This window comes from Amorphoplanes digitatis (assembly GCF_014205335.1).
Classification (GTDB): Bacteria; Actinomycetota; Actinomycetes; order Mycobacteriales; family Micromonosporaceae; genus Actinoplanes; species Actinoplanes digitatus.
Map to the genome: position 1 here is coordinate 2,915,718 of NZ_JACHNH010000001.1, position 20,312 is coordinate 2,936,029.

The following is a 20,312-nucleotide window of genomic DNA, read 5'->3' on the forward strand; positions in this document are numbered from 1 at the left end:
TTCACCCCGGCTCGGGCAATGTCCGACGTCTTCGGCGTCCCCCGGTGAGCAGTTTCTCGACGGCGTCGGCCAGTTCGGCCACCGGGCGGCGGCCGTCGAGCTCGACCGTGGCGCCCCGGCGCAGCAGGGGTTCCACCTCGGCCACGTAACGCTCGATCTCGGCACGCTGCCCGGCCGTCCGCCCGTACGGGTTGTCCGGCCTGGTCGCCACCCGGTCGAGCAGGACGCTCAGCGGCGCGCTGAGCAGGACCACGTGGTCGAAGCGGCCGTAGAAGCGGCCCTGATTCGCCACGGTGCCCGAGACGACCACCCCGGCCCGCTCGGCGAGCAGGGCCGCCATGCGCGCCTCGTCCCACGTGCCGTCCGGCGAGGTCCAGCCCTCGTAGTCGGTGTCGACGGTCCGGTGGCCGCGACGCGACAACTCGCCGAGCAGCGTGGTCTTGCCCGCACCCGACATGCCGGTCACCAGCACCCGTGCCACTCACCGAGAGTACGCCGCCGCCACTACTCAATGTGAAGGGCTTGTCGGCTTTTCTGTCGCTCTATCAGGCCGAATGGCCACAGGTATCACGCTGAGCTAGGGACGGGGAGGCTCATTACGTAGCGTCGCCGGCGAGCGCCGGGGGTTCCGGGCCCGCTCGGAGAGCAAGGAGCAGGGATGCGCCGCATCGCCGTCATGTTGAGCACGATGTCGCTCGCCTGCGGGGCCGCGTTCATCGCCTCGCCCGCGCAGGGCGCGCCCGCGTCGACCGCTGCTGTGCGGGCCGTGTCCGTGACCGCGCAGGTCGCGCAGGTCGCGCAGGCCTCGCGGACGGTCTACCTCACCTTCGACGACGGGCCGTCCGGCACGTGGACACCCCGGTATCTCGACGTGCTCAAGAAGTACGACGCCAAGGCCACGTTCTTCACCACCGGGCAGAACGCCAAGGCGCACCCCGGGCTCACCGCCCGCATCGACCGCGAGGGACACCTGCTGGCCAACCACACCTGGAGCCACCCGAACCTGACAAAGCTCGGCAAGGCCAAGGTCAAGAGCCAGCTCACCCGTACGCAGAGCGCGCTCGGCCGGCACCGGAGCGGGTGCATGCGGCCGCCGTACGGCGCCACCAACTCCTCGGTGCGGCGCTGGACCAAGGAGGTCGGGCTCAGGACGGTGCTCTGGGACCTCGACACCCGCGACTGGGAGAACTCGCAGACGTCGAACGGCATCTACAACCGGGTCATCCGCAACGTGCACAACGGGTCGATCGTGCTCATGCACGACGGTGGGGACTCCCAGCGCGACTCCCTGGCGGCCCTCAAGCGGATCCTGCCGAAGCTGAAGGCCAAGGGATACACCTTCAAGATCCTGCCCGGCTGCTGACGGCCGTCAGGCCACCGGGAAGTCGAAGTAGGTCGACCGGTACGGCTCACCGTCGAGCGTGTAGTGCCACCACTCGTGCGAGTAGTTGGTGAATCCGGCCGCGGTCATGGCGTCGCGCAGGAGCAGGCGGTTGGCGCGGCGCACGCCGGTCACCCGCGGGTCGAGGGTGGCGGCGAGCGGGTCGAAGCAGTCGTAGCCCGTACCCATGTCGATGGAATTGTCGCGGAAGCGACGGCCGTGGGGTGCGTAGCAGGGCACGAGGGCCTGTCCGGGCACGTACCGCGGCTCGGTGGCGGCCGGCAGCCGGACGAGCGTCAGGTCGACGGTGCTGCCGCGGCTGTGTCCCGACCGGTGTGCCAGGTAGCCGTCGGCGAACAGCGTGGACTTGGCGACCCGCGGGTAGAACTCGCCCTTCATCCGGTTGTCGGCGGCGTTGCCGGCCCAGGCGGCGAAGTCGTTCACCGCGCGCTGCGGGCGGTAGCAGTCGTAGACCTTCAGGGTGTAGCCCCGCGGGCGCAACCTGCTCTGCGCCGTCTTCAGCGCCGACGCCGTCCTGCGGGTCAGGAGGCATCGTGGCGCCGAGTAACCCCGGACGGGGCGGCCGACGAAGTTGTGCGTCCCCGCGTACCGGATGTCGTGCAGGATCGTCGGGTCGACGGCGGCGAGATCGACGAAGGTGGCCGGTACCGCCGGCGTGGCGGCGGCCGGCGCCGGCGCGGCGAGCAGGGAGGCGAGCAGCAGGGTCAGGGCGGCGAGGCGACGTGTCACGGCACGAGAGTATGGGACTTTTGCCCGCTGATGGTCAGTATCTGGTGTATCTGACCCAGTCGTAGCGGGCGGTCAGCGGCGCACCGGGATAGGAGAACGCGCCCAGCCAGGCGTCGGCGTCGATGCCCGGCCAGAGGCTCATCATGATTCGCTGCGGGTGGGTCGGCAGCGCGCCGCGCGAGCCGTCCTCCTGGTGGACGAGCCGGCCGTCGACGAACCACCTGATCGCGTCGCGCCGCCAGTCGATGGCGTAGACGTGGTACGCGGCCGAGGCGTCGAAGCCCAGGTCGACGACGGTCTCGTGGTCACCCTCGCCGTCGGTGAAGTAGTTGGTCTGCATCTGGTTGGTGTTCTTCCCGAGGATCTCCACGTCGATCTCGTCCCAGGGATGGTCGTCGGTCGGTCCGGTGTAGGTGAAGAACGCGGTCACGACGCCGGAGCTCTTGACGGCCTTCATCCGCGCCTCGAAACGGCCGTAGGAGTAGAGCTCGTTGGTGCGGTACTCGCCGGAGGCGTACGGCTTGCCCGAGCACCCGCCCGGGCAGGTCGCGGCGCTGAGGTTGATGCTCGTGACGCCGGCCCTGAACCGGACGTGGTCGGCGCGCCAGCCGGCGTTGAACATGCCGCCGTTGCTCCAGCCGTCGGCCGGGTGCCAGTGGACGGCGTCGTCCCGGTCGAGGTGGCCGACGAAGCTGCCGCCGGTCGAGGTCTCGGCCGGCCCGTTGTCGGCCGCGGTCACCGCGGCGACGACGATGCCGATAGCGGCGAGCGTCAGCCTGACCGCGGTGCGAGATCGCGTTCTGAACACGTATGCCCCCTTTGCGTAGCGAGTCTGTCATGATCTTGAGTTCGCGGGGTGTTGTCGTACCGGTGTGGTGAGCTTGCGGCCATGGGTGTCCTCTACGACTACTTCCGTGTTGCCGGCGACGCCGCGGCGGTCCAGCTGATGCATGAGACCGAGGGCGGGCCGGTCGCCCGCGAGGGCGCGACGGTCGACGCGATCGACCTCAAGGGAATCGAGCCGGTGGTGACCCTCGGCCGGCTGGTCGCGCTCGCCGCTGACGTCCCGTGGGACGCCGGCCTCGTCGACACCGGGCTGCTCTGGAGCGGCGGGGAGGAGGGCCCCTGGCTGATGTCGATCGAGGACACCGTGCGGGACACGCTCGCCTCGATCACCGGCGGCGAGCGGTCGGCGTGGCTGTCGGCCCAATGGGGCCGGACGGAGGAGCTGGCCTGGGACGGCCCCCTGCCCGACGACCGGATGCTGCCGGCGATCGAGGAGATCGCCGGCCTGGCCCGGCGCGCCCGGGACGCGGGCGAGCACCTCTACTGCTGGTGCTGCCTGTGACCGGCGATCCGCCGCCCGTCGTCCTCGTCGACGACCTGCGCTCGTTCGCCGACGGCCGCGCCGCCGCGGTGGCACGCACCAGCGCGGCCGGCGTGCTGCTCCTCGAGCGCTACCGCCACCGGCGGCTGGAGCAGCTCTGGCTCGACCATGACCTCGGCGGGGACGACACGATCTGGCCGGTCGTGGAGGTCCTGGAGCGGGCCGCCTTCGAGGGACGGCCGTTCGACATCGGCGTCGTCAACATCCACTCCGCCAATCCGGCCGGTGCCGGGAAAATGGCACAGGCCCTGCGGCGCTGGGGTTACGACGTCCGGATCGCCTCGGGGTCCGCGGAGGTCGGCTATCCGGGGTGACCGGATCACACCCTGGCGCCGCGGCGGCGGATGATCGCGCGGCCGCCGCGGGCCGGTGCGTTGGCGATGCCGCGGGAGTGCCAGCGCTCGTCGGGCTCGTCGGTCGGCAGCAGGACGACGTCGCGCAGCATGGTGCGCAGGACGACGTCGATCTCCATGTTCGCGAACGCGGCGCCGATGCAGCGCCGGCTGCCGCCGCCGAACGGGATCCACCGGTACAGGTCCGGCCGGGTGCCCTGGAACCGGCTCGGATCGAAGGCCAGCGGGTTCGGGAACACCGACCCGTCCTCGTGGAGCAGCGCGATGCTGACCAGGATCGTGTAGCCCTTCGGCACGACCCACGGGCCGAGCCGAAGGCTTTCGGACTTCACCTGCCGCCCCACGAAGTCGATCACCGGCCGGGAGCGTTCCACCTCGAGGATCGTCGCCTCGCGCAGGGCGCTGCCGCCCGCGTCCGCCTCGTCGACGAGCGCGCCGAGGATCGCCGGGTGGCGGCGCAGCCGCTCGACCGCCCAGGCGAGCGTGGTCGCCGTCGTCTCGTGCCCGGCGGCGAGCAGCGTGAGCAGCTGGTCGGCGATGTCGCTGTGGCTCATGCGGGTGCCGTCGTCGTAGCGGCTGAGCAGCATCAGTGCGAGGATGTCGTCGTGCTCCTCGAGGGCGGGATCCCGCTCGGCCTTGCTGATCAGCCGTGCCACGATGTCGTCGTACTCGCGGCGGACGGCCGCGAACCGGCCCCACGGACCCCACCGTCCGAGGTCGACCTTCGGCTCGGGCAGCACCGCCAGCCACGAGCCGATCTTCATCATCCGTGGCAGCAACTCGCGCAGCGCGGCGAACTCGGCACCCTCGGCGCCGAACACCGCGCGCAGGATGATGTTGAGCGTGATCCGGGTCATCGAACCAAGCGTGGGAAAGGCGCGGCCCTCCGGCCAGGACGCCATCTCCCGCACCGCCTCGTCTTCGACGATCTTCTCGTACGCGCTCAGCCGCCGGCCGTGGAACGGCGGCACCAGCAGCTTGCGCCGCCGGTGGTGCTCCTCGCCGCCGAGCGCGAACAACGAGCCGGGGCCGAGCACCTTGCCGAGATTCCGGACCGGATTGTCCGCGGCCTCGAAGCCGGCCATGAACAGCTGTTTGATCTCGTCCGGGCCGCTGATGACCAGGGCCCGGCCGTAGGGCGGAAGGTTCACGGTGAACGTGTCGCCGTAGCGGTCCCGCATCCGGTCCATCCCGCGCCGGTTGACGGTCAGCGCGTAGGCGGTCTGCACCAGCGGGGGAACCGTCGGGCCGGGAGGGAGCGTGACGACGGTCATGTGATGAGACCTCCGGTGCCTGGTACACGAGCGTACCGGGCAATGATACGCTTAGGCACCATTTCGGACAAGTGCATCGCCCGGATGGGGGGAGTGGCGTGATCATCGCGCAGCACGAAGCCGCCGCGGCCGCACCGGAGGACGCGGGCGATTACCGCCGGCGCCTGCTCGACGGCCTGGCCGGGTCGATCGTGGACGTCGGCTACCGGAACACCACGGTCGCCGACATCGTGCGCCGGGCGCGTACCTCCCGGCGCACCTTCTACGCGCACTTCCCGGACCGGGAGGCCTGCTACGCCGCGCTGCTCGCCGACGAGAACCGGCGGATGATCGACCAGATCACCGCCGCCGTCGACCCGGCCGCACCCTGGACCGCCCAGGTGCGGCAGGCCGTCGAGGCCTGGATCGCCTGCGCCGAGTCCCGGCCCGAGATCACGCTCAGCTGGATCCGCGACCTGCCGTCGCTCGGCGCGGCGGCCCGCGACCTGCAACGCGACCGCCAGGAAGCCTTCGTCACCATGATCCAGGCGCTCTGTGCCACCGAGGCCTGGAGCGCCGTCCGCGCGGGCCCGGTCTCCCGGCAACTCGCGATCATGCTGCTCGGCGGCCTCCGCGAACTCACGGCCACGACCGTGGAGGACGGCGGACGCCTGCGCGACAACACGGAGTTCGCCATCCGCGCCAGCGCCGCCCTGCTCGGCCCGGGCCCGGATCTGTCACCCCCGCCGGCCCACTGATACCGAACGACCCTGGTAGCGCCGGTCGTTGCCGCATACTTTGCCGTGTCCAAGATCTTTGGCGGACGACCGGTCCGGACTGGGCCCGGCCCCTGCCCGCGGTGGTCGCGCTCATGGGCCTGGTCACCGGCCTCGTCGGCATCCTGGCCGGCCGCCCGGTCCGCACTCCCGCCCTGATCGCCGGCTTCCTGCTGACCGCCGTCGGCCTGGTCGCCGGCCGGCTGTTGTCGCCGGCGTAGCCGCACCGTCCCGGTCCGGCGCGCGCGGGTCAGAGGTCGAGGTCCTCGATGGCGGGCTGGTCGACGATGTCGGCGACCAGGTCGTAGAGCTCGGTGGGCAGCAGGTCGCGGAGCTCGTCGAGGGACTCGGCGACGTGCAGGGTGGACTCGGCGGGCGTCCAGGTCCAGGTCTGGTTGGCGCTCCAGTCGCCGACCCAGGCGCGCCAGCCGGTGTTCCACTTCTCGGCGCCGGGGCCGACGTTGGTGTGTGCCTCGGAGCGTTCGACGTGGACCACGAACTTCTTGCCGCGGGAGCGGTAGACGTGGAAGGTCTCCGTCCGCTCGTTGGTGGAGCGTTCCCACTGCGCCAGGAGCACGCCGGAGAACCGCTGCTTGCGGCCCAGGCCCTGGCCGACGCGCACGATGATCTCGTCGTAGCCCTGCTTGCGGCCCTCCTCGATCTCGACGAAGCGGCGCAGCGCCGAGGTGATCGCCGCCGACAGCGTGCCGCCGGCCAGTTCCTGCGCCCGCTGGTACAGCGGCAGGTCGTCGTCGGAAACGTAGATCGTCTTGTTCGGCATCGTTCCTCCCTCGAAATCCTGCGGCCGACTATACGCATACTTGTACGTACACGCAATCGGGTGACCGACGTATCTGGCCCGGCGGCGTGGTCTCTGCATGGGTGGGAGGTGTCAGAGATGACAAGTGGCTACGGAGTGCTGCGCGCGGACCTGGACCGCTGGGTGCGGGAGGACGACCAGTCGACGCCGCACCTGCAGATCAGGGCGCTGGACCGGACCGGGCAGCCCTGGCGGATCGCGGTGAACGTGCAGTCCGACACCGGCTCGGAGGTCGTCTACTGGCTCGTCGACCCGCTGCTCGACCATCCCGTCTCGGCCGGACTCGCGGCCCGGCCGACCGGCTTCAGCACCGCGGCACCCACGCCGGCGGAGGCGCTGGACTATGTGCGTGCCCCGCTGTTCGACTGGCGGGCCGGCACCGCCCTGCCGGCCAGCGGCAGCGCCTCCGCCGACGACCTCCAGGACCTGCTGGTCCTGCACCTGCAACAGTGCAAGAACGCGGGCGGCGAGCTGTTCGCGTTCGGCACCAAATTCGACCGCAACCTGCACAAGCCGATCGACGCGCAGTTCGGCAACCTCGACGGCCTGCACGGCATCCACAACATCCACCTCAACCAGGGCAACACCGGCCGGCACGCCGGCGACAACGGCGTCCTGCACGACGGCGGCCTGATCCTCGCCCACCCGGACCGCCACGTCGGGCTCTTCCTGGCGTTCCAGTCCCAGGCGGTGCCGACCGACGACACGGGAAAGCCGGCGGCGCAGTCGCGGCTCATCGCGGAACTGATCGGCGGCCGGCCGGCGCCGACCCGGCCTCCGGCGGCCACCGGAGACGTCTACCTGGAGCGTGCGCTGCTCAACCCGGCCGGCGACGACGTCGGCAAGGAGGCCGTGGTGATCGGCAACCTGGCGAACGCCACCGGAAAGCTCGACGGCTGGCGGCTGGTCGACAAATCGGGCCGGGTCACCCCGCTCGACGGCGTCACCCTGGTGCCCGGCGGGTCGGCGCTGGTCGCGCTCGACGGCACCGGTGTGCAGCTGAGCAACGCCGGTGGCAACCTCGTGCTCCTCGACCACACCGGACGCCAGGTCGACGCGGTCGTCTTCACCGCCGCGGACACCGCGGCCGGCGACCGCTTCGTGCGCTTCAAGCGCTGACCCTAGGAGGCCAGGGTTTCGCCGCGCTCGGTGCGGGCGTACAGGACCGAGCGGCCGGTCCTGGTCCGGGCGACCAGCCCGGCGCGGTGCAGCACGGCGAGGTGCCCGCCGACCCCGCCGAGGCTCATGCCGAGCTGGGCGGCGAGCTGGCTGGTCGTCGCGGGACCGGCCAGGGCACGCAGGATCGCCGCCCGGCCCGGGCCGATCAGCGGCCCGAGGGCGTCGTCGTGCGGCCCGGCGGACGGCGGGCCCATGATGTCCGCGACGCCGCGGGCCCGGTAGGCCACGGTGAACGGCCGGTCCGGGTCGGTGCTGATGGCCAGGTTGGTGAAGATCGACGAGACGAAGAGCAGGCCGCCGCCGGTGAGCCGGTAGCGGCCGGTGTCGCGGTGCCGGATCGAGATGTCCCCGTTCGCGGTCCAGCTGACGAGCGGGTGCAGGCCCGCGAGACCCTCGGCCCACCCGTACGCGGCGACGCGGCCGGCCCGCTGCACGACGTCGCGCTCCAGCACCGCCAGCAGCCGCGGCCACTCCGGCTCGACGAGCGTGCTCCAGGCGGCCTGTAGCGCGTCCGCGAGCCGGTCGACGACGTCGTCGCCGTCCAGGATCCGCCGGGCGTACGCCGGGGGAGCGCGGTGGCCGCGCAGGTTGAGCTCGAGCTCGGCCCGGGCCCGGTCCAGCGGCGTCGCGCGGACACCGGCCAGCTCGTCGGCGAACGAGCGCCGCGGACCGGTCGGCGGCGGGTGCAGGAAGTCGGCGTTGTCCTCCGTGCGGAACAGGCTGATCAACGCGCCGACGGCGGGCTCCGCGCGGCGCAGGCCGGCCAGCCGCGGCCGCATCCGCCGGATCCACGGGCCCAGCACCCCGGCCTGGCTGTGCCCGGTGAGCGTGCGGACGGCGCCCTCGGCCTCGAACAGCGGGGAGATGGCGTAGCGGCAGGCGGCCACGTCCGCGGGCGAGACCTGTATCAGCATGTTTCGCTCACCGTCGAAACTTTAGACGGCGGCCGGCGTTCCGGCCATGGTGGACGCGTGACCGCCGAACCCCGTGCCACCTACCGTGACGTCTTCGCCGTCGCCGAGTTCCGCGTGCTGCTCGGCACGTTCGCGCTGCTGCTGATCAGCGAGAGCGTCAAGATGCTCGCCCTGTCGGTGCTCGTCTACGTCGGCACCGGCTCGGCGCTGCTCGCCGCGCTCGCCTACGCGGCCGGGTTCCTGCCGCAGGCGCTCGGCGGCACGCTGCTGCTCTCGCTGGCCGACCGCTGGCGCCCCCGGCGGCTGCTGGTGGGGTACGACCTGCTGCGCCTCGCCGTCACCGCCGTGCTCGCGCTGACCGTGCTGCCGCCGGCGGGCGCGATGCTGCTGGTCTTCCTCACCGGCGGGCTGGCGCCGGTGGCGCAGGCCGCCCGGACCGCGCTGCTCGCCGACCTGCTGGCCGGCGACGCGTATGTGCTGGGCCGCTCGCTGTTCACCGTGACGTCCGGCGCGATGCAGGTGGTCGGTGCGGCGGTCGGCGGGCTGCTGCTGGTGACCGCCGGGCCGGCGGGCGCGCTGTGGCTGTCCGCGGTGGCGTGCGGCGTGTCCGCGATCGTGGTCCGCTTCGCGTCGGCCGGCCGGCCCGCCCGCTCGGCCGCGGAGGCCGGCGCGGTCCGGCAGACCTGGCGGGTCAACGGCCGGCTGCTGCGGGACGCCCCACTGCGCCGGCTGCTGCTGGCGCAGTGGCTGCCCGGCGCGCTGATGGTCGGCGCCGAGGGCGTGGTGGTGCCCTACGCCGCGCAGGCCGGGCGGCCGGGCACCGCCGGGGTGCTGCTGGCGGCGGCCGCGTTCGGCATGCTGACCGGTGAGTTCCTGGTGGCCCGCCTGGCGCCGCCCGCGCTGCGGGAGCGGCTGACGCCGTGGCTGGCGCTGCTGCTCGGCGTGCCCCTCGCGGCGTTCCTGTTGCGGCCCGGCCCGGTCGCGGCGGCGGTGATCCTGGCGCTGGCCGCGGCGGGCTTCTCCTACCACCTCGGCCTGGCCCGGCGGTTCCTCGAGGCGGCGCCGCAGCGGTGGCGTGGTCAGGCGTTCGGGCTCGCGAACACCGGCACGATGGTGTTGCAGGGCCTGGCGATGGCCGGTGCCGGCGCGCTTGCCGAGCTCGTCGCGCCGGAGGTGGTGATGGCCCTGGCCGGGGGCGCCTCGATCCTCTCGACCCTCGCGCTGTGGCGCACCCTACGACCCGGCCCGCCGCTCCCGGCGGGGCCGCATCACGAGCGGCAGGCCGTCGGCGGGGGCCGGTAGCGAGGTGAAGCGCCACGGCGCCTCGTACGAGGGCGGCAGCGTCCAGTCGAACCGGCGCAGCATCGCGTCGAGCGTCGTCTTGACCTTCAGCAGGCCGAACCGCATGCCGACGCACTTGTGCTGCCCGGCGCCGAACGGCGCCCAGGCCAGGCGGTGGACGCGGTCCTCAGCCCGCGCGGCCGAGAAGCGTTCCGGATCGAACCGGTGCGGCTCCGGCCAGAGCTCCGGCAGGAGCTGGTTCACCCCGGTGCAGACCGACACGAGCTGCCCGGCCGGGATGAAGTGGCCCTCGATCTCGGTGTCGCGGACCGCGCGGCGCAGGAGGATCGGCGACGGCGAGACCAGCCGGATGCTCTCCTTGATGATCATCTCAAGGGTGTTCAGCCGGTCGAGTCCGGCGAGGTCCGGCGCCGCGCCGGCGGCCGATTCGGCCCGCGCGCGGTCCTGCCATTCGGGGTGCTTGCCGAGGAAGTAGACGGCCGCGATGGTCGCCGCCGTGGTGGTGTCGTGCGAGGCGATGAGCGTGAAGATCATGTGGTCGACGAGCTGCCGGGTGCCCAGCCGGTCGCCGGCGACCCGGCTCATCACCGAGAGGAAGTCGGCGCCGTCGCGGGCGCGGGCCACCGGCACCGCCCGGGTGAGCAGGCCGGTCAGCTGGCGCCGGGCCCGGTGCGCCCGGTGCCAGGCGGTGCTGTCCATGCTGCTGGACGGCGAGCCGGACGACGACCTGGTGCGCTCCGAGGTGGTCACCCTGCTCACCGGCGGGCACGAGACGACGGCCGTTGCCACCGCCTGGATGTTCGAGCGGCTGCTGCGCCACCCCGCCGCCCTGGAGCGGGTCCGGGCCGGGCTGGACCGCGACGACGACCGGTTCCGGGCCGCGGTGATCAAGGAGACGCTGCGGCTGCGGCAGGTCAGCTACAACGTCGGCCGGCGGATCGCCGAGCCGGTCGAGGCCGGCGGGTACCGGCTGCCGGCCGGGACGTTCGTGTGGCCGTCGCTGGCGGCGATACACACCGACCGCGGCGCCTGGGGACGCGACGCCGAGCGGTTCCGGCCCGAGCGGTGGCTGGAGCCGGACCCGCCTGAGCGCGCCTACCTGCCGTTCGGCGGCGGCGCGCACCGCTGCCTCGGCGCGATGTTCGCGCTGACCGAGATGGACGTCATCCTGCGTACGGTGCTGCGCGCCGTCGACCTGCGGGCGGTCGGCGCGCGGGACGAGCGCGGGGTCATGCGCAACATCATCATGGTGCCGAGCCGGGGCGCCCGGGTCCGGGTCGCCCGGCGACGGGCGGTGACGCCATGAGCGCCTTCGACCGGCCGGACGCGGTCTTCACCGTCCTGGTCAACGACGACGGGCGGCACTCGCTCTGGCCCGCGGGCCTGCGGGTGCCCACGGGCTGGCGGGTCGTGCACGGCGAGGACAGCCGGGAGGCCTGCCTCGGCTACGTCGAGCAGCACTCCCGCGATCGGACGTAACCGGTCCAGAACCGCCGGCGCCTAACGTCGCCGCAGATCACGACGCGAGTGGAGGTCGAGACCGACATGACCGAGGGTTATGAGCAGACCAGCACCCGCCGGGCACCGGCCTCGGCCGCGCAGGGGCGGCTCTGGCTGCTGAGCCAGCTGGAGGACGAGCGCAGCGCGTACAACGTGCTGCTGCCGTTGCGTTTCGTGGGTGACCTCGACGTCCCCGCGCTGCGCTCGGCGCTGTCCGGCCTCGTCGAGCGGCACGAGATCCTGCGCACCCGGTACGTGGCGCAGGACGGCGAACCGGTGCAGGTGATCGAGGCGCCGGCCCCGGTCGAGCTGGCCGAGACCGACCTGTCCACGATGGACGAGGACGGGCAGGAGAGCGCGCTGGACGCCGCGTTCGACGACGCCGAGACCCGCCCGTTCGACCTCGGCACCGGCCCGGTCCTGCGCGCCGCGCTGCTGCGGCTGGCCGCCCACCGGCACGTCCTGCTGCTGAGCGTGCACCACATCGCCATCGACGCCGGCTCGACGCCGGTGCTCTACCGCGACCTCGCCGCCGGCTACCGCGCGCACCTCGCCGGCACCACGGACGGCCTGCCCCCGCTTGCGTTCCAGTACGCCGATCACGCCGTACGGGAGCGGGCCGCGATGACCGGCGAACTGACCGGCCGGCGGCTGGCGTACTGGCGTGAGCGGCTGCGCGACCTGCCGGAGCTGGACCTGCCGACGGACCGCCCGGCCGGCCGGATGCCGACCGGCGAGGGCGGCTTCGTCCGGTCGCCGGTCGAACCGGATCTGATCCGCCGGCTCGGTGAGCTCGCGGGCTCCTGCGGCGGAACCCTGTTCGACGCCGTCGTGGCCGGCACCGCCCTGCTGATGCAGCGCTACAGCGGCCAGGACGACGTGCCGCTCGGCACCGTCTGGTCGGCCCGCGACACCGAAGGCCTCGCCGATCTGATCGGCTTCTTCCCCAACACCGTCGTGCTGCGCACCGACGTGTCCGGCGAGCCGTCCTTCCGCGAGCTGCTGCGCCGGACCGCGGCCGCGAACCGCGCCGACCTGGCCAACGCCGACCTGCCGTTCGACGCGCTGGTGCAGGAGCTCGCGCCGGCCCGGACGCCGGGCAGCACCCCGTTCTTCCGGGTGTACGTGAACATCGACGAGGCCGCCGTCGCCCTGCCCGAGTTCGCCGGCCTGAGCGCCGAGGCGATTCCGCCGGACTTCTCCACCGCGCGCTTCGAGCTCGGCTTCGTGCTGCGCCCGGGCGCGGCGGAGCCGGAGATGGACAGCGTCTTCAGCACCGAGCTGTTCGACACCGGCACCGTCGAGCGGATGCTCGCCCACCTGGTGCGGCTCTGGCAGGAGGCGCTCGCCGCGCCGGACCGGCCGGTGAGCGAGCTGTCGATGCTCACCGACGCCGAGCTGACCGACGCGGTGTGGACCTGGAACGACACCGGCGCCGACCTCGGCGCCGACCGGTGCCTGCACGAGCTCTTCGAGGAGCAGGCGGACGCCGCGCCGGACCGGACCGCCCTGGTCAGCGGCGACACCACCCTCAGCTACGGCGAGCTGGACCGGCGGGCGAACCGCCTGGCGCACCGGCTCCGCGACGCCGGCGTCAGCACCGGCGACCTGGTCGGCGTCTGCCTGCACCGCGGGATCGACCAGCCGGTCGCGGTGCTGGCGGTGCTCAAGGCCGGCGGGGCGTTCGTGCCGCTCGACCCGGACTACCCGGCGGAACGGCTCGAGTTCATGTGCCGCGACGCCGGCCTGTGGGGCGTGCTCACCGAGCCGACCCTCGCCGGCCGGGTCGGCGACGTGTGGACCGTCGACGTCACCGAGCCGGACCCGGACCGGTCCGACCGGCGCCCCGACGCCGGCGTCGGCCCCGACGACCTGGCCTACGTCATCTACACCTCCGGATCGACCGGCACGCCCAAGGGCATCGGCCTGCGGCACGCCGGCGCGGTCAACAACTTCACCGACTTCAACACCCGGTTCGCCCTCGGCACCGGCGAGGCGCTGCTGGCGGTCTCCTCGCCGAGCTTCGACATGTCGGTCTACGACCTGCTCGGCACCGTCGGCTGCGGCGGCACCGTGGTGCTGCCGACCCAGGACGAGCTGCGCGACCCCGGCGCCTGGGCCCGGCTGATCCGCGCGCACGGTGTGACCGTCTGGCACTCCGCGCCGGCCCTGCTCGACCTGCTGCTCGAACACGCCGAGCGGCACCGCGCCGAGCTGCACAGCCTGCGGCTGGCGCTGCTCGGCGGCGACTGGATCCCGGTCGCCCAGCCGGACCGGCTGCGCGCCGTCGCGCCGGGCGTCCGGTTCATCGCCCTGGGCGGCGCCACCGAGGCGTCCATGGACTCGATCATCTTCGAGGTGTCCGAGGTGGACGAGGGCTGGGCCAGCATCCCGTACGGGCGGCCGATGGCCAACCAGCGCGCGTACGTCCTGGACCGCTTCGACAACCCGCAGCCGGCCGGGGTGCCGGGCGAGCTGAACCTGGCCGGTGCCGGGCTGGCCCGCGGCTACCTGGGCCGCCCGGAGCTGACCGCCGAGAAGTTCGTCGAGCGGACCCTGCCCGGCGGCCGGACCGAGCGGCTGTACCGCACCGGCGACCTGGCCCGCTACCGCCGCGACGGGGTGATCGAGCTGCTCGGCCGGCTGGACTTCCAGGTGAAGATCCACGGCATGCGGATCGAGGCCGGCGAGATCGAGGCCGTGCTGCGCGGGCATCCGGGCGTCGCCGACGCCGTCGTCGTGGCGCACGGCGAGCCGGGGCACGCCACCCTGGCCGGCTACGTCCGCACCACGGGCGAGCCGGCCGACGGCGCGGGCCTGCGCGACTGGCTCGGCGAGCGGCTGCCCCGGCACATGGTCCCGGCGGTCATCGAGACCGTCGAGGAGTTCCCCACCACCCCCAACGGCAAGGTGGACCGCAAGGCCCTCGCCGCCCGCGACCTCGAGCGGGCCGGCGGCGGCGAGGCGCCCCGCGACGACCTGGAACGGCGGGTCGCGGCGGCCTGGAGCGAGGTGCTGTCCCTGCCCGAGGTGTCCATCGACGACAGCTTCTTCCAGCTCGGCGGCGACTCGTTCGCGGCGGTACGCGCCATGGTCGCCCTCGACAACCCGGTGCCGGTGGTGGAGCTGTTCAAGTACCCGACCGTCCGGGGGCTGGCGGAGCGGCTCCGTGCCGCCGGCGCGGGGGAGCGCGAACTGCTGCACGAGCTGACCCCGGCCGGGCGGGCGGCCGACACCACCGTCGTCTGCCTGCCGTACGGCGGCGGCAACGCGATCGCGTACCGGCCGCTGGCCGAGGCGCTACCGGAGCGGTTCCGCCTGCTCGCGCTCCACCAGCCGGGCTACGACCCCGGCGGCGACCCGGCCGACTTCCAGCCCTTCGACCGCATCGTCGACGACGCCGCCGACGAGGTGCTGCGCCGGGTCGACGGCCCGGTCATCGTGTACGGCCACTGCGCCGGCACCTACATGGCGGCGGCGCTGGCCCGGCTGCTCGAGGCGCGCGGCGCCGACGTGCGGGGGCTCTACCTGGCCGCGGCGCTGCCGTCCGACGATCCCGACGGCGCGCTCGCCGCCGAGCGCACCACCTCGGACGAGGAATGGGCCGGCTACCTCACCACCATCGGCGGCTTCGACGGCGCGCTGGGCTGGTCGACGGTGGAGCACATGATGACCGTCGGCCGGCACGACCACGTCGGCGCGATGACCTTCCTGCGCCGCGAGGCCGCCGGCCCGCCGACGTCCGTGCGGGCGCACACCGTCGGGTTCTTCGGCGACGCCGACCCGGCGACCGAGCACTTCGCGCAGCGCTACGTCGACTGGAGGCGTCTCGTCGGCGACCTCGACCTGGCCGTGGTGCCGGGCGGCGGACATTACTTCGTCCGGGACCGTGCCGACGCCGTGGCCGCGCGAATCGATCGAGACCATCCCGCCGAGGAGGCAACAGCATGAGCATCACCGATCCGATGGGCGAACTGCTCACCACCGGCGCCAACGAGCTCGCCAGCGCCGACCCGCGGCTGCACCGGGTACTGGTGAACGAGCAGGAACGCCAGGCCGCGACCCTGTCCCTGGTCGCCTCGTGCAGCCCGGTCGACCCCTCGGTGCTGGTCAGCCAGGCGTCCGCCGCGGTGAACGTGACCGCCGAGGGCTACCCGGGCCGGCGCTACCACGCCGGCTGCGAGGTCATCGACGGCATCGAGCAGCTCGCCATCGACCGGGCCAAGGCGGCGTTCGGCGCCCGGTACGCCAATGTGCAGCCGCACTCGGCGACCACCGCCAACTACGCGGTGCTCTCCAGCCTGCTGGAGCCCGGCGACACCCTGCTCGGCATGGAGCTGGAATCCGGCGGCCACCTGACGCACGGCAGCCCGGCCGCGTACGCCGGCCGCTACTTCACCGCGATCGGGTACGGCCTGGACGACGCCGGGCTCATCGACTACGACGAGGTGGCCGCCCTGGCCCGTGAGCACCGGCCGAAGATGATCGTCTGCGGCGCTACCGCGTACCCGCGGCTCATCGACTTCGCCCGGTTCCGGCGCATCGCCGACTCGGTCGGCGCGTACCTGCTGGCGGACATCTCGCACACCGCCGGCCTGGTCATCACCGGCCGGCACCCCAGCCCGATCGACCACGCGCACCTCACCACCACCTGCACGCACAAGCAGCTGTACGGCCCGCGCGGCGGCCTGATCCTGTCCGGCCGGGACGCGGACTCGCCGGCGCCGCGCGGCAAGGGCACGCTCGCCCAGTTCGTGCAGCGCACCATCTTCCCGTACTTCCAGGGCGCGCCGGTGCTCAACGCGATCGCGGCCAAGGCCCGGGCGCTGGACATCGCCGCGGGTCCGGAGTTCGACGACACGGTCGGCCGCATCGTGGCGACCGCCCGGTCCATGGCGGACACCCTCGCCGAGCTCGGCCACGACGTGGTCTCCGGCGGCACCGACAACCACATCGTCCTGGTCGACCTGAGCCGCTGGGGGATGACCGGGCTGGTGGCCGAGCAGGCCCTCGAGGAGTGCCACATCGTGGTGAACAAGAACCGGGTGCCGCGCGACACCACCCCGGCCCTGGTCACCTCGGGCCTGCGGATCGGCACCAACAGCATCGCCCGGCGCGGCATGGGCGACGAGGCCGCGGCCGAGTGCGCCGAGCTCGTCGACCTGGTCCTGGCCTCCGTGCAGCCGCTCGGCGACCGGGAGTACCGCCTGCCCGGCGCCGTGCGCGACCTGGCCCGCGAGCGGGTGGCGCGGCTGTGCCGGGAGCACCCGCTGCCGGGCTACCCCCTCGACCGCGTCGCGGTAACCGCCTGATTGGGAGATGCAGATGAACGGCAGGATGAGATTCGTCGCCGTCAACGGCTCGGAGCGGGCCGACGGCAACACCAACGAGCTGCTGGCGCACGCCGCCGAGGTGCTGGACGCCCGCGGCGTCGACCTGGACGTGATCAACCTGGCGGAGTACCGGCTGACCGGCTGCGGGCCGTGCGGCGACTGCAACGCCCGCACCGAGCCCTGCGTGCTGGCCGGCGACGACCTGCCGGCGCTCGTCGACCGGATGGCCCTCGCCGACGGGGTAATCCTGGCGGCGCCCGTGCACGGCTTCGGGCTCTGCACCACCATGCAGGCGTTCATCGAACGGGCCGGCGTCGGCTACCTGCGCTTCCAGCGGCCGCTGACCAACAAGGTCGGCGGGGTCATCGTCGTCGGCCGGCGCTACAGCCACACCGAGGTCTATCACCAGCTCGTCGACAACGTGCTGCTCAACCGCATGGTGATGGTCGGCGCCGGCTTCCCGGCGATCCTGTACGGCAACCACCGCGGCGAGGCCGTCCGCGACGAGGAGGGCGTGGAGATGATGGACCGGATGCTGGTCCGGATGGCCGCCATGGCCCGGGTCCTCGCCGAGCACCGCGAGCTCACCGGCCGCGACGCGCTCGAGGTCGACCAGGACAACGAGCGCGACGACCGCTGGTTCGCCCGCCGCTACGAGACCGCGGGGCAGTCGTGACCCGGGCCGCGGTGGAGTCGGCGTGGATCTCCTGCGCCGGCCGCCGGCCGGCCGCGACGGTACGCCTGTTCTGCTTCCCGTACGCCGGCGGCGGCGCGACCGCCTTCCAGCCCTGGTCGACGCGGCTGCCCGCGAACGTCGAGGTGTGGCCGGTGTGCCTGCCCGGGCGCGAACAGCGCCTCTTCGACCCGGCGTACACCAGCCTCGACGACCTGGTCAGGGAGCTGCGCGGCGAGCTGGCGGGCCCGATCGCCGGCTCGGGAGTCCCGGTGGCGTTCTTCGGGCACAGCATGGGCGCGCTGCTCGCCTTCGAGCTGGCCCGCGCGCTGCGGGACAACGGCGACACCCAGCCGTCCACGCTGGTCCTGTCCGGCCGGGCCGCGCCGCACCACGTGACCGGCCGGCGCCTCTCGGCCCTGCCCGACGACGAGTTCGTCGCCGCGGTGCAGCGGTTCGGGGCGACCCCGGCGGCCGCGCTGGATGATCCCGAACTGCGCGAGCTGTGCCTGCCGATGCTGCGGGCCGACTTCACAATGGCCGAGACCTACACGTACCGGCCCGGCCCGGCACTGGACCTCCCGCTGACCACCTGGTCCGGCCGCCAGGACCGCGGCGCCACCCCCGACCTGGTCGAGAAGTGGGCCGGCTACACGACCGGCCCGGTCCGGCACCACACCTTCCCGGGCGGCCACTTCTTCCTGCACGCCGACGGCTCGGTCTTCGACGCCCTGTCCGAGGACCTGGACCGGGGGCGCTGAACCGCGCGTCTCCCGCCGCTCGCCGCGGCGCCACGCCGTATGTTGGGAGGCGGCCTGACCGCGCGGTGACAGGAGGGCGTGCCATGGCCTATCAGGACGCTACGAGGCCGACGATGACCACCCTGCTGGACACCGACGATCTCGAGACCGCGCACCGCATGCTGTCCCTGATCTACGGCGTCCGGCGCCTGGCGCCCGCCGATGCCCGGTCGTCGCTGCGGGTCCGGCAGGACGACCTGGGCTCGTTCCAGTTGCACCACGTCACCTGGGGGATGAACGCCGAGGTCACCGGCGATCAGATGGGTTGCTACTACTTCGGGCACATGATCGACGGCGGCGTCACCTACCAGGTCGGCGGCGACACCATCACCTTCAGCGCCGGCGAGACCTTCCTGTGCGCGTACCCCGACCAGCCGATTCAGGTCGCCAGCGAGGGCATGAACGGCCACTTCGTGGCTCTCGATGCTGCGCTACTCGCCCAGGTCGCCGCGACCGCGCCCACCCGCGTCGCGGAGTCCGTCCGCTTCACCGCACGCTATCCGGCCACCGGATCCGGCGCCGCGGCCTGGCTCGACACCTGCGCCTACGTCCGCGACACGTTCGTACCCGAGCCGGTGGCGACCTCGCCCCTGCTCCTCGGCGGTGCCGCCCGGTTCCTCGCCGCGATCGCCCTGGCCACGTTCCCCAACAACGCCCTGCGCGACCCCACCATCGAGGACCGCCGCGACGCGCACCCCCGCTCGCTGCGCCGCGCCGTCGCGTTCATCGACGACAACGCACACCGCGACATCGGCCCCGCCGACATCGCCGCCGCCGCCGACGTCACGATCCGCTCTCTCCAGCTCGCCTTTCGCCGCCACCTCGACATCACGCCCACGGCCTACCTGCGCCGGGTCCGCCTGTCCCGCGCGCACCAGGACCTGCTGGCGGCCGACCCGGTCACCGAAACCGTGACCGCTGTCGCCGGACGCTGGGGCTTCCCCAGCCACAGCCGCTTCGCCACCGACTACCGCGCCGTCTACGGCACCACCCCCTCCCACACGTTGCGACGCGGATGAACCTCAGGCCAGGAACTCCTCGATGAGGGCGTGGAAGGCGGCTGGGCTGTCGATCTCCACGTGGTGCCCGGCGGTCGGCAGCACCGCCACCACCGCCGACGGCAGGCCCGCGGCCAGGGTCCGCAGCCGCGCGCCGGTCAGCAGCGCACCGGGCACCGCCGGGTCGGCGCCGATCGCCAGGGTGTCCGCGCCGACCCGGGAGAGCAGCGCACCCCAGTCCACCTCGCCCTGCTCACCCTCGACCATGGCCCGGAACACGCCGTCGTCGGTCTCGGCCAGCGCCCGCGCGATCATCCGCCGCCACTGACTCGTGCGGGCCGGCGTCGCCGCCAGCTCCCGGAGGATCTCGTCGACCGGACGCCGGCGCAGCTCCCGGAACCGGGCCATGTCGGCGCGTACGGCCGGCCAGTCCTCGCTCAGCAGCACCGGCGGCTCGGCCGCGACCAGCCGCCGGATCCGGGCCGGCTCGCACCGGTCCGCGGCCGCGTGCAGGGCGACTGCCGCGCCGAGGGAGTGGCCCAGCAAGTCGACGACGGAGCCCAGGCGGGGTAGCACGGCCCGGACGTCGGCCGCGTAGTCGGCGAACCGGTACCCGCCGTACGGGCGCTCGCTGCCGCCGTGTCCGCGCAGGTCCAGGCAGTAGACGGTGCGGCCGGCCGACAGCCGCTCGGCGCTGGCGGCGAACGTGCGCCACGACTCCCAGATGCCGTGCAGGACCAGCAGCGGCGGCGGACCGGGCGGGCCCGCCCAGCGTGCGGCGTGCAGGCGCACGCCCGCACCGGGCAGGTCGAGGTGGTGCGGCTGACAAACCATTCCGGGATGCTGCGCCGCCGGGGTCCGCGGCCGGTTACGTAACCGGCGCCGAACCGCCG

22 protein-coding genes are annotated in these 20,312 nt (G+C 73.2%); 14 read left to right on the plus strand and 8 right to left on the minus strand.

Features of this window, described 5'->3' with window-relative positions; all coding sequences use genetic code 11:
- Position 1: 1 nt before the first annotated feature.
- Complete coding sequence (locus BJ971_RS12565; protein WP_184992714.1) at positions 2–481, minus strand: AAA family ATPase; 480 nt, start codon at positions 479–481, stop codon at positions 2–4.
- Positions 482–658: 177 nt separating this feature from the next.
- Here BJ971_RS12565 and BJ971_RS12570 point away from each other — a divergent pair, with 177 nt between their 5' ends.
- Positions 659–1,363, plus strand: coding sequence for a polysaccharide deacetylase family protein (locus BJ971_RS12570; RefSeq protein ID WP_184992716.1), 705 nt, complete (start codon positions 659–661; stop codon positions 1,361–1,363).
- 6 nt (positions 1,364–1,369) lie between these two features.
- Here the strand turns inward: BJ971_RS12570 and BJ971_RS12575 are convergent, their stop codons facing one another.
- A complete protein-coding gene (locus BJ971_RS12575) occupies positions 1,370–2,131 on the minus strand; it encodes a M15 family metallopeptidase (protein WP_184992718.1) in 762 nt (253 codons plus the stop codon).
- Positions 2,132–2,165: 34 nt separating this feature from the next.
- Positions 2,166–2,939: a beta-glucanase gene (bglS, locus tag BJ971_RS12580; RefSeq protein WP_184992720.1), complete on the minus strand. Its 774-nt coding sequence runs from the start codon at positions 2,937–2,939 to the stop codon at positions 2,166–2,168.
- Between the two features lie 81 nt (positions 2,940–3,020).
- Here bglS and BJ971_RS12585 point away from each other — a divergent pair, with 81 nt between their 5' ends.
- Positions 3,021–3,479, plus strand: a complete 459-nt coding sequence (locus BJ971_RS12585; protein WP_184992722.1) for a hypothetical protein — start codon at positions 3,021–3,023, stop codon at positions 3,477–3,479.
- On the plus strand, positions 3,476–3,832 hold the full coding sequence (locus BJ971_RS12590) for a cyclic-phosphate processing receiver domain-containing protein (protein WP_184992724.1): 357 nt from the start codon (positions 3,476–3,478) through the stop codon (positions 3,830–3,832). Before BJ971_RS12585 ends, BJ971_RS12590 begins: the two co-directional genes overlap by 4 nt.
- Before the next feature lie 5 nt (positions 3,833–3,837).
- Here BJ971_RS12590 and BJ971_RS12595 read toward each other — a convergent pair whose 3' ends face one another.
- On the minus strand, positions 3,838–5,145 hold the full coding sequence (locus tag BJ971_RS12595) for a cytochrome P450 (RefSeq protein ID WP_184992726.1): 1,308 nt from the start codon (positions 5,143–5,145) through the stop codon (positions 3,838–3,840).
- Between the two features lie 98 nt (positions 5,146–5,243).
- Between BJ971_RS12595 and BJ971_RS12600 the strand changes: the two genes are divergently transcribed.
- Both BJ971_RS12600 and BJ971_RS12605 read left to right on the plus strand, forming a co-directional pair.
- Positions 5,244–5,882, plus strand: coding sequence for a TetR/AcrR family transcriptional regulator (locus tag BJ971_RS12600; protein WP_239087128.1), 639 nt, complete (start codon positions 5,244–5,246; stop codon positions 5,880–5,882).
- Positions 5,883–5,983: 101 nt separating this feature from the next.
- A complete protein-coding gene (locus BJ971_RS12605; protein WP_184992728.1) occupies positions 5,984–6,121 on the plus strand; it encodes a hypothetical protein in 138 nt (45 codons plus the stop codon).
- A gap of 29 nt (positions 6,122–6,150) precedes the next feature.
- Here BJ971_RS12605 and BJ971_RS12610 read toward each other — a convergent pair whose 3' ends face one another.
- A complete protein-coding gene (locus tag BJ971_RS12610; RefSeq protein WP_184992730.1) occupies positions 6,151–6,681 on the minus strand; it encodes an EXLDI protein in 531 nt (176 codons plus the stop codon).
- 117 nt (positions 6,682–6,798) lie between these two features.
- On the opposite strand from BJ971_RS12610, the gene BJ971_RS12615 reads away from it, so the two are divergent.
- On the plus strand, positions 6,799–7,839 hold the full coding sequence (locus BJ971_RS12615; protein ID WP_184992732.1) for a DUF2278 family protein: 1,041 nt from the start codon (positions 6,799–6,801) through the stop codon (positions 7,837–7,839).
- A 2-nt stretch (positions 7,840–7,841) separates the two neighbouring features.
- Here BJ971_RS12615 and BJ971_RS12620 read toward each other — a convergent pair whose 3' ends face one another.
- Entirely contained in the window at positions 7,842–8,813 is a 972-nt protein-coding gene (locus BJ971_RS12620) for an ArsR/SmtB family transcription factor (protein WP_184992734.1), read from the minus strand.
- 57 nt (positions 8,814–8,870) lie between these two features.
- Here BJ971_RS12620 and BJ971_RS12625 point away from each other — a divergent pair, with 57 nt between their 5' ends.
- Entirely contained in the window at positions 8,871–10,115 is a 1,245-nt protein-coding gene (locus BJ971_RS12625; protein WP_184992736.1) for an MFS transporter, read from the plus strand.
- Here BJ971_RS12625 and BJ971_RS12630 read toward each other — a convergent pair.
- On the minus strand, positions 10,047–10,814 hold the full coding sequence (locus tag BJ971_RS12630; RefSeq protein ID WP_184992738.1) for a cytochrome P450: 768 nt from the start codon (positions 10,812–10,814) through the stop codon (positions 10,047–10,049). The two genes, BJ971_RS12625 and BJ971_RS12630, sit on opposite strands and share 69 nt — an antisense overlap.
- On the opposite strand from BJ971_RS12630, the gene BJ971_RS12635 reads away from it, so the two are divergent.
- The 7 genes from BJ971_RS12635 to BJ971_RS12665 all read left to right on the plus strand — a co-directional run bounded on the left by BJ971_RS12635 (position 10,813) and on the right by BJ971_RS12665 (position 19,440).
- Complete coding sequence (locus BJ971_RS12635; RefSeq protein ID WP_239087135.1) at positions 10,813–11,421, plus strand: cytochrome P450; 609 nt, start codon at positions 10,813–10,815, stop codon at positions 11,419–11,421. The two genes, BJ971_RS12630 and BJ971_RS12635, sit on opposite strands and share 2 nt — an antisense overlap.
- Positions 11,418–11,594, plus strand: a complete 177-nt coding sequence (locus BJ971_RS12640; protein ID WP_184992742.1) for an MbtH family protein — start codon at positions 11,418–11,420, stop codon at positions 11,592–11,594. Before BJ971_RS12635 ends, BJ971_RS12640 begins: the two co-directional genes overlap by 4 nt.
- Before the next feature lie 66 nt (positions 11,595–11,660).
- On the plus strand, positions 11,661–15,566 hold the full coding sequence (locus BJ971_RS12645) for a non-ribosomal peptide synthetase (protein ID WP_184992744.1): 3,906 nt from the start codon (positions 11,661–11,663) through the stop codon (positions 15,564–15,566).
- Positions 15,563–16,927 (plus strand): serine hydroxymethyltransferase, encoded by a 1,365-nt coding sequence (gene glyA, locus BJ971_RS12650; RefSeq protein ID WP_203709073.1) that lies wholly within the window; start codon positions 15,563–15,565, stop codon positions 16,925–16,927. The genes BJ971_RS12645 and glyA overlap by 4 nt, the downstream gene beginning before the upstream one ends.
- 13 nt (positions 16,928–16,940) lie before the next feature.
- The gene (locus BJ971_RS12655) at positions 16,941–17,624 is read left to right on the plus strand and encodes a flavodoxin family protein (protein ID WP_184992746.1); all 684 of its coding nucleotides are present in this window, start codon (positions 16,941–16,943) and stop codon (positions 17,622–17,624) included.
- Positions 17,621–18,382: a thioesterase II family protein gene (locus BJ971_RS12660; protein ID WP_184992748.1), complete on the plus strand. Its 762-nt coding sequence runs from the start codon at positions 17,621–17,623 to the stop codon at positions 18,380–18,382. The genes BJ971_RS12655 and BJ971_RS12660 overlap by 4 nt, the downstream gene beginning before the upstream one ends.
- Before the next feature lie 113 nt (positions 18,383–18,495).
- Complete coding sequence (locus tag BJ971_RS12665; protein ID WP_203709074.1) at positions 18,496–19,440, plus strand: AraC family transcriptional regulator; 945 nt, start codon at positions 18,496–18,498, stop codon at positions 19,438–19,440.
- Positions 19,441–19,443: 3 nt separating this feature from the next.
- Here the strand turns inward: BJ971_RS12665 and BJ971_RS12670 are convergent, their stop codons facing one another.
- On the minus strand, positions 19,444–20,253 hold the full coding sequence (locus tag BJ971_RS12670) for an alpha/beta fold hydrolase (protein WP_184992752.1): 810 nt from the start codon (positions 20,251–20,253) through the stop codon (positions 19,444–19,446).
- Between the last annotated feature and the right edge of the window lie 59 nt (positions 20,254–20,312).